The following is a 12,877-nucleotide window of genomic DNA, read 5'->3' as shown; positions in this document are numbered from 1 at the left end:
GCGATGAGCACTGCACGGAGGATCGCGGCGATCGTGCTCCCTCAGCTCGCGTGCGAGCTGGTGGGTCAGCGAGGAGCGGTGGCGCCCGGGAGCAAGGGGCCGCTGTCGGTGATCCTGGAGGCGTCGGTGCACGCCGTGGGGGCCGAAGGCGAGGGGCGCGAGGCGCTGCCAGCGACGGCGGTGATCGACGTGGTGAACGAGGAGGCGCGTCGCTACGGGGTGCGGCCCGGGCAGCGGGTGACGGAGGCGTCGGCGCTGGTGGCGCACCTGGCGGTGCACCGGGTGACGTTCGCGGAGATCGACGCGGCGCTGGGGCGGGTGGCCGAGGTGGCGCTGGCGCTGGGGCCGACGGCGGCGATCCAGCTCGGGACGAAGATCGAGGCGGGGGATCGGTGCGCGTGGGGAAAGGGGCCGTACGACACGGTGTGGCTCGACATCACGGGCGCGGCGCATCTGGTCGGGGGCGAAGAGGCGCTGTGCGACGAGCTGGCCGAGCGGCTGTCGGTGCTGGGGCACCGGGCGCGGATCGCGATCGCCGACGGGCCGCGGATCGCGCAGGCGCTGGCGCGCTGGGGGGTGGTGTCGCAAGGGATGGGTGGCGCCGCTCCGGGGCGTGCGTCATCGGCGCAAGGTGCGCGCGCGGAGGGCGAGGGCGGGGGTTCGTCGCGGTGGTTGATCGCGCCGCCCGGGCGCGGGGCCGATGCGCTCTCGCCGCTGCCGGTGCAGGCGCTGCCGCTCGACGCGGAGGTGGCGAGCTTCCTGGTGCGGGTGGGGCTGCTCAAGGTGGGGGATCTGGCGAAGCTGCCGCGGGCGGCGGCGGCGGCGCGGCTGGGCAAGGCGGCGGCGGAGATCATGGCGCTCACGGGGGGGTTCGATCCGGCGCCGCTCCAGCCGTTCCAGCCGCCGCGGGTGCTGGAGGAAGAGGCGTCGTTCGAGGACGGGGTCGAGGGGGCAGAGTCGCTGCTGTTCGTGCTGCGGGGGATGACGTCGCGGCTCGGGGCGCGGCTGGAGGCGCGCGGGGAGGCGACGGGGCTGCTGGAGGTGATGATTCCCTACGATCGGTCGGTGGCGCGGCTGCGCGCGCTCGATCTGGATCGGCCGCTGGCGGACGGGGAGGACGTGGAGGCGCTGCGGTTCGCGATCGAGCTGCCGGCGCCGCTCGCGGACGCGGCGGATCTGCTGCGTCCACTGAAGGCGCGGCTGGAGCAGATCGCGCTCCTGGCGCCGGCGGTGGGGGTGCGGTTGACGGCGGTGCAGATCGTGCCGGCGCGGCGGGTGCAGCTCGATCTGTCGCGGGATCGGTGCGCGGATCCGGACAGCTTGCCGGCGCTGCTGGCGGAGCTGTCGGCGGAGATCGGGGCCGAGCGGGTGGGGGTGCTGGAGGTGGTGGACGCGCACCGGCCCGAGGCGCGTTCGCGGCTGGTGCCGGCGTCGCTGGAGGCCGCGGCCGCGGGGAAGGTGGTGGATCCGGAGGCGCCGGATGCGATGGCGCTGCCCGCGCCGGCGCGGATGCTGCCGCGGGCGATCCCGCTGGGGCAGGTGGGGCGCGGGGCGATCGTGGCGGTGGATCGGCAGATCTTCTCGGTGGAGGGGATGCGCTTCGTGATGCGGCTCGACGGGGTGGAGTGGTGGACGTCGACGCCGGTGTCGCGGGACTACTTCAAGGCGTGGTTCTCGGCGGCGTCGCCAGCGTCTGCGGGGGGCGGGGGGCGCTCGGGCGGGGTGGGGGAGGGGCGCCAGGGGGCGCTCGGTCCGGCGGGGGAGGCGTGGATTTATGTGGATCGGGCCTCGGGTGAGGCATTCTTGCAGGGATGGTGCGAGTGAGCGCGTCGTTCGCGGAGCTTCTGGGGCGCTCCAGTTTTTCGTTTCTCGAAGGGGCTTCGCACCCGGATGAGCTGTGCGAGCGGGCCGGTGAGATCGGGCTGGCCGCGCTGGCGCTGTGCGATCGGAACGGGCTCTACGGGAGCGCGCGGGCGCACAGCGCGGCGAAGAAGCTGGGGCAGCGGGTGATCGTGGGCTCGGAGCTGACGCTCGAGCCGACCTTGGCGCCGTCGTCGTCGGAGGTGCCGAAGGTGGCGGAGGGGGCGCGGGGGCGCGGTGCGGCCGGGCCAGTGCCGTCGGTGGCGTTGCTGGTGGAGGAGCACGCGGGGTACGCGAACCTGTGCCGGTTGCTGACGGCGGCGCACGCGGAGCACGAGAAGGGGGACGCGGGGATCGGGGTGGAGGCGGTGGCCGCGGCAGCGGCGGGATTGACGGCGGTGGTGCCGCTGGATCCGGCGGTGCCGATGGAGGCGTGGGAGGCGGTGCTGGGGCCGCTGCGCGAGGGGTTCGGGGAGCGGGTGCACGTGGCGACGTGGCGCCGGCTGGATGGGCGGGACCCGGCGCGGGCCGCGGCGGCGAGGGCGATGGCAGCGCGGTTCGGGGTGTCGGTGATCGCGTCGGCGCGGCCGCTGTACCACCACCCGTCGCGCAAGCCGGTGGCGGATGTGCTGGCGTGCATCCGGCGCGGGACGACGCTGGATCAAGCGGGCACGCTGCTGGCGGCAAATGCGGAGGCGGCGCTGCGGGCGCCCGGGCAGATGGCGGCGCTGTTCCGGGACGAACCGGGCTGGGTGGCGCGTACGGTGGAGGTGGCAGAGCGCTGTCGGTTCTCGCTGTCGGAGCTGCGCTACAGCTTTCCGAGCGACACGCTGTGCTTGCCAGGGGAGTCGGCGGACGAGGCGCTGCGGCGGCTGTCCCTGGAGGGGTGCAAGGAGCGGTATCCGGGGGAGACGCCGAGTTCCGTGCAGGCGCAGATCGAGAAGGAGCTGCTGCTGATCCAGAAGCTGGGGGTGGCGCCGTACTTCCTGAGCGTGCAGGAGATCGTGAAGATGGCGCGGGCGCGCGGGGTGCTCTGCCAGGGGCGCGGGAGCGCGGCGAACAGCGCGGTGTGCTTCGTGCTCGGGGTGACGGCGGTGGACCCGGCGCGGTCGAACCTGCTGTTCGAGCGCTTCCTGTCGGAGGAGCGGAACGAGCCGCCGGACATCGACGTGGACTTCGAGCACGAGCGTCGAGAAGAGGTGATCCAGGACATCTACGCGCGCTACGGGCGAGACCGGGCGGCGATGGTGTCGGAGGTGATCTGCTACCGGGGGAAGAGCGCGCTGCGGGAGGTGGGGAAGGCGTTCGGGCTGTCGCTGGATCAGCTGGACAGGTTGAGCGGGCTGTCGACGTACCACGAGATCGATGTGTCCGAGCAGCGGGTGGCCGAGGCGGGGCTGGATCCGCTGGACGCGCGGGTGCGGCAGACGGTGCTGATGGCGCAAGCGATCGAGGGGTTCCCGCGGCACCTGTCGATCCACGTGGGCGGGTTCGTGCTGTCGTCGGCGCCGTTGCACCACGTGGCGCCGATCGAGCCGGCGCGGATGGAGGGGCGCACGGTCATCCCGTGGGACAAGGACGATCTGGACGAGCTGGGCTTCTTCAAGATCGACGTGCTGGGGCTGGGGATGCTGACGGCGATCCGGAAGACGCTGGGGCTCCTGCACGGGCGGGGGATGGCGCCGCTGGGGGACGCGCTGGCAGGGCAGGGGAGCTTCGAGCCGATCCTGGCGCTGGCGCAGATCCCGCCGGAGGATCCGGAAGTGTACGAGGCGGTCTGCCACGCGGACACGGTGGGGGTGTTCCAGATCGAGAGCCGGGCGCAGATGGCGATGCTGCCGCGGCTGAAGCCGAAGACGTTCTACGATCTGGTGATCGAGGTGGCGATCGTGCGCCCGGGTCCGATCCAGGGCGGGATGGTGCATCCGTACCTGCGGCGGCGGACGGGGGAAGAGGCGCCGGTGTCACCGCACGCCTGTCTGGAGCCGATCCTGGCGCGGACGCTGGGGGTGCCGCTGTTCCAGGAGCAGGTGATGCAGATCGCGATGGTGGGAGCGGGCTACACGCCCGGCGAGGCGGATCAGCTGCGGCGCGACATGGCGGCGTGGAAGAAGCACGGGCGGCTGGCGCGGCACCGGGAGCGCTTGCTGCGAGGGTTCGTGGCGCAAGGGATCTCGGCGCGCTTCGGGGAGATGCTGTACCAGCAGATCCAGGGGTTCGGGGAGTACGGGTTCCCGGAGTCGCACGCGGCGAGCTTCGCGCTGCTGGTGTACGCGTCGGCGTGGCTGAAGGTGCATCATCCGGCGGCGTTCGTGTGTGCGATCCTGAACTCGCAGCCGATGGGGTTCTACACGCCGTCGGCGCTGGTGCAGGACGCGCAGCGGCACGGGGTGGAGGTGCGGTCGGTGTGCGTGCTGAAGAGCGACTGGGACTGCACGCTGGAGGAGGCTGCGGAGGCGGGGAAGCCGCAGGTGGACGGGGGAGAGCATGCGCTGGGGGGAGCGCAAGCGCAGCCGGCGATGCGGCTGGGGCTGCGGTTGATCAAGGGGCTGGGGGAGGCGGCTGGGCGGGCGGTGGTGGCCGCGCGCGAGGAGGCGCCGCTCGCGGGGCTCGAAGATCTGGTGCGGCGCGCGGGGCTGAAGAAGAACGAGATCGAGGCGCTGGCCGAGTCCGGGGCGCTGGAAGGGCTCTCGCCGTCACGGCGGGAGGCGCTGTGGCAGGCGCGGGCGCCGCGGCTGGGAGGGCTGTTCGAGGGGGTGCCGCTGGAGGCGGAGAAGCCGGTGGGGCTGCCGGCGCTGGCGCCGCTGGAGCAGCTCAGCCTGGACTACGGGCGGGTGGGGCTGTCGGTCGATGATCATCCGATGCGGCACCTGCGGGCGTCCTTGCGGCGGCGGCGGGTGCGGCGGGCCGAGGAGCTGCCGCAGCTACAGCACGGGGAGAGCGTGCGGCTGGCGGGGCTGGTGGTGGGGAGGCAGCGGCCGCCGACGGCGAGCGGGGTGACGTTCGTGACGCTGGAGGACGAGACGGGGACGGTGAACGTGATCGTGCAGAAGCAGCTCTTCGCGGACAGCTACCAGGTGGCGCGGCACGCGAAGATCATGCTGGTGGCCGGGCGGGTGGAGCGTCAGGGCGAGGTGATCCACGTGCTGGCGCGGGAGCTGGAGCGGCTGGATCTGCCGGGCGGGGGGAACGTGCCGGCGCGGTCGCGGGACTTCCACTGAGATGGCGCGCACGCTGAGGCGCGCCATCTTCGCCACCGACACGGGCAAGGCTCACGACGCGCCTTTGCCTTGGAGCCACCGGCTGCTCCCACGACGCGCCTTTGCATCCACGCTGGCAGGAAGTCAGCGAGGGTCATCCGTTCGGACCTCACGGTGACGTCGCGGAGAACGTTCGAGAGGTCGGCGTGGTTCGTTCACGCACCACGGTGACGACGCGCGCCGTCTGACACACGAGCCAGCGCGACGGTTCCTCCTCGGCATCGCGCTCGTGAGCCCTCGCTCGGTGGGCGATCGCGAGCCGTGGTTGTCGTGGGAGGGCGTTTTCCCGGCGTTTTCCCGCGGGAACCTCGGCCCTTCCCTCACGGGGCGCAGCGCCGGGGGTGAGGTCGCCCTCTTCGCTTGACGTGTACCGATTGGTACAGTACCGATCGGTACATATGTCGAACGCGGAGACGCTCCATCCCCTTCGTGATCGTGTCGCGCTCGTCACGGGCGCCACCCGCGGGCTCGGGCGGGCTGTGTGCCGGCGGCTCGGTGCGCTCGGTGCGGTGGTCGTCGCTGCCGGCCGACGGGGGGCAGACGCCGAGGCGCTGGTCGCCGAGCTGGTGCGCGATGGCGTCCAGGCGTACGCGCTCCCGCTCGATGTGACGCGCGAGAGCGATCGACGCGATGCGGTGGCGTTCATCGAGCGCACGTCCGGGCGGCTGGATGTGCTCATCAACAACGCCGCCGTGTGGCTCGAGAGCGACAACGCAGGCTCCGCCACGTCGAGGTCGCCGAGCGAGACGCCCCTCGGCGTGCTTCGAGAGACGTTCGAGACCAACTTCTTCGGTCCGTTCGCGCTCACGCAGGCGCTGCTACCGCTCCTGCGGCGCTCGCCGGCGGGCCGCATCGTGAACGTGTCGAGCATCCGCGGGTCGCTCACCCTGCAAGCCGACCCGTCTTCCCCCGTCTACCCGAACAAGACGCTGGCGTACGACACCTCGAAGACCGCGCTCAATGCGTTCTCTCTGCTGTTCGCGGAGGAGCTTCGACACACGCGCATCAAGGTGAATGCCGTGCATCCGGGCTGGGTGCGGACCGACATGGGGGGCCCGTCGGCAGACCTCGGCATCGAGGAGGGGGCGGATGCGATCGTCGTCCACGCGCTGCTCGATGACGACGGGCCCACGGGGGGGTTCTTTTTCCGCGAGCAACGTTTGCCGTGGTGACACGCCTCGACGATTGAAAGGAGCATTCGATGACCAAGGTACTTGCAGGCAAAGTGGTTCTCATCACCGGTGGTTCCCGTGGACTCGGCGCGGCCACAGCACTGGCCTTCGCCGGCGAGGGAGCGGATGTGGCCATCAGCTATGTCGCATCGGAGGAGAAGGCGGCGAAGGTCGCGCGTGACGTCAGCGCTCTGGGTGTCCGGGCGCGCGCGTTCCGCGCCGATCAGGGGGACCCGAGTCAGTCCGAGCCGCTCGTGCGCGCGGTCGTCGAGCACTTCGGTCACCTCGACATCCTCGTCAACAATGCCGCCGTCGCCGTTCAGGGGAAGCGGGTCGACGATCCCGATCTCGACGTCGCCGCTCTGGATCGTCAGTGGGCGATCAACGTGGCGGGAGTCATCGCCAACATTCGCGCGGCTGCGAAGGTGCTGCCGGAAGGGGGTCGGATCATCTCCGTGGGCTCGGGGCTCGGGACCCGCTCGCTGTTTCCGGGGGCGACCGACTACGCTGCGACGAAGGCGGCCGTGAACGGCTATACGCGCGGCGCTGCGCGTGATCTCGGCCCGCGCAACATCACCGTCAATGTGGTGCAGGCAGGCATCATGGACACCGACATGGCCGCCAGCGCGGCGCACAACCTGCCGCCGTCGGTCCTCGACATGCACCCGATCCGTCGTATCGCGACGGTCGAGGAGGTGGCCGCGGCCATCGTGTTCCTGGCAGGGCCGAACGCGGGCTACATCACGGGCTCCGTGCTCGATGTGAGCGGGGGCGTGCTGTCTTGAAGCGTGGTGTGCGCCCCCCGGTCTCGGCGTAGGGGCCGTCGCGCACCGCACATGTGCGGCGCACACGCCGCGCACACGGCCGCCCGCAGTGGGCGGTGTGGCCGTGCCGATGCACTTTTCCGCGCGGTGCCTCTGCACGAGGTGCATGCGGGGGGGGGCGAAGGAGAGGTGAGCCGCGTCGGCACCGGCATTGCTTGAGGGGGTGATCGTCGGCGGAGAGCACGCTCCGGATCCGGCGATGAAAGCCACTCCTGGTAGGCGAAACGACATGGCCGACGCACTCTCCCCCGGCTCCTGCACCCAGACCTCCCGTGACCTCTCCTTCGAGCAGGTGAACGGGAGCCGCTCCCTCTCTGCCCGGCGAGCGAGGAGAGAAGGCAGCTTCAGCGACAGCGCGCTGACGTACTACGTCGCCAGCAGGGATGGCGTGCTGATCCCCCTACCTGGCAGCTCCTACGTGCGCATGGCGCGGAACATTCACCTGGAAGACGGGGAAGACGGGGTCTCTCTCCTCGCCGAAGGCCAGAGGCCTGATGGGAGCTGGGAGCCCGGCGATTTCGAGTTTCAGGACCTCGTGCGCGAGGACATCGCCAACCACGATGGTCGACGGAAGTACGGTGGTTGAAGGGCGGCCGGGTGATGCGGCTCGTCCTTGTCTGTCGTGAAGAGGAGCAGGGTCGACCGGACTTCCGGGCTCCAGGAGAGCGAGGGCGCTGTCCGTCAGTCGTCGTCGCGCAGCGAGTCCACGTCGATGCCGTGCTTCCGCAGAAGGCGGTAGAGCGCATAGCGGCTCGACAGACCGAGCGCCTGAGCGGCCTTCACCAGGTTGCCGCCATGCGCAGCCACGGCGGCTCGGAGCTGGTCGCTGGTGAACGCGGTCGCGGCTGGTGGAGCCGCAGGTGCAGGAAGGGCCGCCTGTGCAGGAGGGGCTGCAGGTGCAGGAGGGATGGACGGTGTGGCCGGGGGTGGGGACGTCGTGTCACCTCGGTGTTTGGTCGTGCACGCCAAGCAGCCGCCGTCCGTGGGAGCATCGACGCGGCCCTGTTCCTCCGCCTCGGCGCTCGACGCGCTCGCCCTGCTCGCCGCGCTCGACCTGCTCGCCGCGCTCGACCTGCTCGACGCGCTCGCCGCCCGCTCGTCGACCTTCTCTTCGGCTGCCATGTCGTCGGGCAGGGTGACCCGCTCGCCTCGGCTCGCGGCCATCGCTCTCCACAGGAGTCCATCGAGTTCGCGCACGTGGGTCGTGTACGTACGCCCGAGCAGGTGCAGCACGAGATCGCTGCCGATCCGGACTTCGCCGGTCGGCTCGGCGAACCGCCCTACCAGCTCCGGGCTCCGTTCGAGGGCGCGTCGGAGCAGGTGGCGTACGAGGAGGGGGATGTCGTCACGTCGCTCGTCGATTCCCGGGATGCGCTGCCGGAGGGGCAAGCGCGCCAGGAGGTCGTGCTTGAGCGCCTCGGGGGTGCGGTTGGTCGCTGCGACCAGGCGCATCTGGGCCCGCCGTGCTCGGGCTTCGCCGAGGCGGTGGTACTCGCCGTCGCCGTCGAGCACGCGCAAGAGGTTGGCGTGCAGCGCGGCCGGCAGCTCGCCGATCTCGTCGAGGAAGAGCGTGCCGCCATCCGCGGCGCCGATGAGGCCCGGGCGCTCGGCCATGCCGGGGTTGGGGTAGTTTTTCGCGTTTCCGAACAGCTCTGCGTCGACCAGGCCGGCTGGCAAGGTCGCTGCGTTCCGGGCGACGAACGGTCCCTCGGCGCGGCTGGAGAGGAGGTGGAGCGTGCGCGCTGCCAGCTCCTTGCCGGCGCCGCTCGGACCCAGCACGAGCGCGTGCGCGCCTGCCTTCGCCTGGAACGCGAGCGCGTCACGCAGCCACCACGCGGTCGGGCTCTCGCCGAGCAGTCCGAAGGCGTCGGGCTCTCCGAAGCCCTTCACCGCCGCAGCCGGGAAGTCGCGCAGCGCAGGCAGCCGGTGGGGTCGCGTCGTGCAGCGCAGGAGGAGCTGCCCCTTCAGGAGCAGCGCGTCCCCGGGGCCGAGGACACAGTGGTCGACCTGCTTTCCCTGGAAGAGCAGGGGGCAGCGGCCCAGGCGCTCGATGTGCAGCTGCCCTCGTCGGGGCGTGATCCGGAGCTGCTCGCGCGACACGGCGGGGCTCGCGAGCGGGGGCATGCGCGTGGTCGTCCCCGGGTGCTGCTGGAGGAAGACGGCGCGGCCGGCGGTCGATCCGCCAGGAGGATCGCCGCGGCCGAGGAGCAGTGCGGCCCCTTCCATTTCGAACAGCGCCACCTCGCCCACGCGGTGAGGCTCGTCGCGCGACCAGGCGATGAGTAGCCCGAGGACGTCGAGCGTGCCGTCCTCGTCTGCCTGGTGCATCGAGGGAGCGGTATCGAGTGTGGAGGAAATCCCCATCACAGCTTTGCCCGCGTCTCGTTGGAGGAGTGCATCCGCGCAACGCTGCACGCTACCATCCGCGTCCTCCATGCGCGATGGCGACCCGAACGACGCCACGCTGGTCACGGAGCCCTCGCTCCTCCCTGCGGACGGCTCGGGATCAGGCGTCCCTGTGATTGGTTCCGGAGCGGACGTCGCCTCGGAGGGCGAGGGGAGGTTCGAGGTGACCATCCCGGCGCCATCGCGAGATGCCGCGGCCTTCGACATGGACGTGCCCGTCTCCACGGGGGGGGGCGCTCTGCCGGGTCGTTACGAGGATCTGGGCTTCATCGGCCGCGGATCCTTCGGGGAGGTGCGCCGCGTGCGCGACACGCTCCTCGAACGCCGCCTGGCCATCAAGCTCCTGCACGCCGAGCTCGGTGCGTTGCCAGCCATCCGGAAGCGCTTTTTCACCGAGGTGCAGATCACCGCGCAGCTCCAGCATCCCGGCATCGTGCCGGTCTACGATCATGGGGAGCTTGCCGATGGGCGCCTCTGGTACGCGATGAAGGAGGTGCGTGGCTGCACGCTCGGCAAGCTGATCGACGAGCTGCACCAGGCGTCGGGCCCGGAGGCCTACGGGGTCACCGCCTCGGGCTGGACGTTCCGCCGGCTCGTCGACGCGCTGGCGCGCATCGCCCAGGCCGTCGCGTATGCCCACGGTCGTGGTGTCGTTCACCGTGATCTCAAGGCGGAGAACCTCATGGTCGGCGAGTTCGGCGAGGTGCTCGTCATGGACTGGGGCCTCGCCCGGCGCATCGGGTCGGGGCGTGAGATCGAGGCGTTCGCACCGACGCGCGTGGGGGCCGATGATGATCGGAGCGCGCACACGCGTCATGGCGACGTGCTCGGGACGCCCGCGTACATGCCGCTGGAGCAGGCGAGGGGGGAGCGGGAGCGGCACGGGCCGCCCAGCGATGTTTACGCGCTCGGCGCCATCCTCTACCACCTGCTCGCCGGCCGCCCTCCCTATGTGGGGACCGCAGGAGACGTGCTGCAGGCCATCCTGGCGGGGCCGCCGGCGCCCGTGGAGAGCGCCGCGGCTGGGCACGCGCCAGTCCCCCTGGAGCTGTCGCGGGTGTGCGCGAGGGCCCTGGATCGGGAGATGGCGGCGCGTGGCACGGCGGAGGGGTTCGCCCAGGATCTCTTCGCGTGGCTCGATGGTGTGCAGCGGCGGGAGCGGGCGCTCGCCGTGCTGGGGGAGGCGCGGGCGCTCGGTCCCGAGATCGAGAAGCTCCACGGTGCGGCCGAAGCTGCACAGCACCAGGCACGGGTCCGTCTCGCCGAGGTGCGGCCCTTCGATCCCGTCGAGACCAAGCGTCCGGCGTGGCAGCTCGAAGACGAGGCTGCTGCGCGCGTCCGTGAAGCGGCCCTCGCCGAGACGCTGTGGCTCCAGCGCGTCCACGGCGCCCTCGCCATCGACGGCGAGCTCCCCGAGGCGCACGAGGTGCTCGCGGACCACTACCGCGAGGCCCTCACCCGGGCCGAGCGCGCGCACGCCGATGCGGATGCGGCACGCTTCGAGGCGATGTTGAAGGCGCACGATCGCGGGAGGCACGCCGCCTTCCTGCGGGGCGATGGCGCGCTGACGCTGTTGACCGATCCCCCTGGCGCCTCGGTCGCCCTGTTTCGCTACGCCTCGCAGGACCGCCGTCTCGCTCCGATCTTCGTGCGTGACCTCGGCGTCACTCCCCTCCGCGAGGTGCCCGTCGCCCGGGGGAGTTATCTCCTCGTCGTGCGGGCGCCCGGACGTGCCGAGGTGCGCTATCCCGTGCTCATCACCCGGGACAGCCACTGGGACGGTGTGCCGCCGGGCGCGGTGGAGCCTCTTCCGATCACGCTGCCCGACGAGGCGGCGCTCGCGCCGGACGACGTGTACGTGCCCGCGGGGTGGACGTGGACGGGAGGCGACTCCGGGGCGTCCGACAGCCTCCCAGGGCGACGTCTCTGGATCGACGCTTTCATCCTCCGTCGGCACCCCGTGACCACCGCCGAATACCTGGCGTTCATGAACGACCTGGTGGCCTGCGGCCGCGATGCCGAAGCCCGCGCCGTCTGTCCTCGTGCGCAGCTCGGCCTGGCAGAGACGTCGGACGCGCACCTGGCCTTCCAGCGCGACGAGCGTGGTCTGTTCTCGTTGCCTCCCGACCAGAAAGGCCTTTCCTGGCGTCCAGACTGGCCCGTGGTCCTCGTCGACTGGCATGCGGCGATGGCCTACGCGCGCTGGTTCGCGGGGGTGCGTGGTGGCCCCTGGCGTCTCCCCGACGAGCTGGAGCGGGAGAAGGCCGCCCGTGGCGTGGATGGGCGCGAGTTTCCCTGGGGGAGTCACGCCGACCCTACCTTCGCCGCCGTCGTCGATGCGAGTTCCCTGGAGCCTTCGCGGCAGAGCGTGCACGGGCATCCGGCGGACGAGAGCCCCTATGGCGTGCGCGGTCTCGCCGGGAACACGCGCGACTGGTGTCTCGGTACGTGGAGGTACGAGGGGCCCCGGACGGAGGGCGACCGCCTCTGCATCGACGCCGCGCAGCCGGACGACGACGATTTCCGGGCCATCAAGGGCGGCGCGTGGGCGAGCGCGATGGCCTACAGCCGGGCTGCGGCGCGCTTCGGTGCCCGTCCCGATGTGCGCCGCCCCGTGATTGGCATCCGTCTCGCGCGCAGCTACCGCTGATCCAGGCTCGCGTCACGACGTGCGTCGAGCCGGTCATGGGTTTGCTGTGAAAGGCGATCCTCGTTCCGGCCGCTCACGTGATACCCCCACACGCTGTTCCTGTCGGGGATGACCTGGGTGGTGAACGTGTAGGGGGACCTGCTGTTGCTGGAGAGTGCGTAGATCCCTGGAGGCGGAGGGCCCATCTCGTCTCCGAGGAGGCGCCAGTAGACCGTGAGGTTGTCGTCCTTCCAGGCCATGCCGATGCCTGCGTTGGCGGCGCTGCACTCGAGCCAGGTGACATCGCGGGGTTCCTCCGCACTCCAGGTGATCTTCGTCGCGTCCTCGAGCACGTAGCGCGCCGAGAGCGGGTCTTCGTTTCCCCAGTCGCCGCTGCTCACGGTCACGATGAGCTTCCGTCTGGCGAAGGTCGTGTCGTTGACGGCGCGGACGAAGGCCTCGTCGACGACCCAGTACTCCGCGCCGGCCTCGTACGGGCCGAAGGTCGTCAAGTGCGGGTTGTTCACCGCGAGGACCTGGGCCTTCAGGCGCCCGCCGCTCGTGGTGATCGTGAGATCGTAGAGCGCGTAGTCCTTCACGCTCGGATCGAGCTGCCCGAGGGGCGGCCGCTTGCTGGGTCCTGCTGGTGTCGCTGGGGACTTCACGGCGGTGTTTCGCTGGGCGCACGTCGACAGGTCCACGGTCTCGATCGGGTTTGCCATGATC

Annotated in this window: 8 protein-coding genes; 6 read left to right on the top strand and 2 right to left on the bottom strand. The window is 71.3% G+C overall.

The genetic code is table 11. The features are described from left to right. Window positions 1-3 precede the first annotated feature (3 nt). The 5 genes from CMC5_RS48720 (at window position 4) to CMC5_RS31645 (ending at window position 7,702) form a co-directional block, all read left to right on the top strand. Window positions 4-1,824 (top strand): Y-family DNA polymerase, encoded by a 1,821-nt coding sequence (locus tag CMC5_RS48720; protein ID WP_050433895.1) that lies wholly within the window; start codon window positions 4-6, stop codon window positions 1,822-1,824. After that, window positions 1,812-5,081 carry an error-prone DNA polymerase gene (locus CMC5_RS31660; RefSeq protein ID WP_050433894.1) on the top strand — a complete coding sequence of 1,090 codons (3,270 nt, stop codon included), beginning with the start codon at window positions 1,812-1,814 and terminating at the stop codon, window positions 5,079-5,081. The genes CMC5_RS48720 and CMC5_RS31660 overlap by 13 nt, the downstream gene beginning before the upstream one ends. Before the next feature lie 437 nt (window positions 5,082-5,518). After that, window positions 5,519-6,292 carry an SDR family oxidoreductase gene (locus CMC5_RS31655; RefSeq protein ID WP_050433893.1) on the top strand — a complete coding sequence of 258 codons (774 nt, stop codon included), beginning with the start codon at window positions 5,519-5,521 and terminating at the stop codon, window positions 6,290-6,292. A 29-nt stretch (window positions 6,293-6,321) separates the two neighbouring features. Beyond that, on the top strand, window positions 6,322-7,077 hold the full coding sequence (locus tag CMC5_RS31650; RefSeq protein ID WP_050433892.1) for an SDR family NAD(P)-dependent oxidoreductase: 756 nt from the start codon (window positions 6,322-6,324) through the stop codon (window positions 7,075-7,077). Between the two features lie 268 nt (window positions 7,078-7,345). Then, the gene (locus CMC5_RS31645; protein WP_050433891.1) at window positions 7,346-7,702 is read left to right on the top strand and encodes a CVNH domain-containing protein; all 357 of its coding nucleotides are present in this window, start codon (window positions 7,346-7,348) and stop codon (window positions 7,700-7,702) included. A gap of 95 nt (window positions 7,703-7,797) precedes the next feature. Here the strand turns inward: CMC5_RS31645 and CMC5_RS31640 are convergent, their stop codons facing one another. Further along, on the bottom strand, window positions 7,798-9,444 hold the full coding sequence (locus CMC5_RS31640; protein ID WP_169796721.1) for a sigma 54-interacting transcriptional regulator: 1,647 nt from the start codon (window positions 9,442-9,444) through the stop codon (window positions 7,798-7,800). Between the two features lie 106 nt (window positions 9,445-9,550). On the opposite strand from CMC5_RS31640, the gene CMC5_RS31635 reads away from it, so the two are divergent. Beyond that, entirely contained in the window at window positions 9,551-12,172 is a 2,622-nt protein-coding gene (locus tag CMC5_RS31635) for a bifunctional serine/threonine-protein kinase/formylglycine-generating enzyme family protein (protein WP_050433889.1), read from the top strand. On the opposite strand, the gene CMC5_RS31630 is transcribed toward CMC5_RS31635, so the two are convergent. After that, window positions 12,163-12,873 (bottom strand): hypothetical protein, encoded by a 711-nt coding sequence (locus CMC5_RS31630; protein WP_050433888.1) that lies wholly within the window; start codon window positions 12,871-12,873, stop codon window positions 12,163-12,165. The two genes, CMC5_RS31635 and CMC5_RS31630, sit on opposite strands and share 10 nt — an antisense overlap. Window positions 12,874-12,877 lie beyond the last annotated feature (4 nt).

Source organism: Chondromyces crocatus (assembly GCF_001189295.1).
GTDB lineage: Bacteria > Myxococcota_A > Polyangia > Polyangiales > Polyangiaceae > Chondromyces > Chondromyces crocatus.
This window is presented reverse-complemented; position numbering and strand designations above follow the sequence as displayed.

What these genes read in the sequence shown, in the direction of transcription:
- CMC5_RS31655 (WP_050433893.1), top strand. Translation starts at nt 5,519, where the DNA reads ATGTCGAACGCGGAGACGCTCCATCCCCTTCGTGATCGTGTCGCGCTC.
- CMC5_RS31650 (WP_050433892.1), top strand. Translation starts at nt 6,322, where the DNA reads ATGACCAAGGTACTTGCAGGCAAAGTGGTTCTCATCACCGGTGGTTCC.
- CMC5_RS31635 (WP_050433889.1), top strand. Translation starts at nt 9,551, where the DNA reads ATGCGCGATGGCGACCCGAACGACGCCACGCTGGTCACGGAGCCCTCG.
- CMC5_RS48720 (WP_050433895.1), top strand. Translation starts at nt 4, where the DNA reads ATGAGCACTGCACGGAGGATCGCGGCGATCGTGCTCCCTCAGCTCGCG.
- CMC5_RS31640 (WP_169796721.1), bottom strand. Translation starts at nt 9,444, where the DNA reads ATGCACCAGGCAGACGAGGACGGCACGCTCGACGTCCTCGGGCTACTC.
- CMC5_RS31660 (WP_050433894.1), top strand. Translation starts at nt 1,812, where the DNA reads ATGGTGCGAGTGAGCGCGTCGTTCGCGGAGCTTCTGGGGCGCTCCAGT.
- CMC5_RS31645 (WP_050433891.1), top strand. Translation starts at nt 7,346, where the DNA reads ATGGCCGACGCACTCTCCCCCGGCTCCTGCACCCAGACCTCCCGTGAC.
- CMC5_RS31630 (WP_050433888.1), bottom strand. Translation starts at nt 12,873, where the DNA reads ATGGCAAACCCGATCGAGACCGTGGACCTGTCGACGTGCGCCCAGCGA.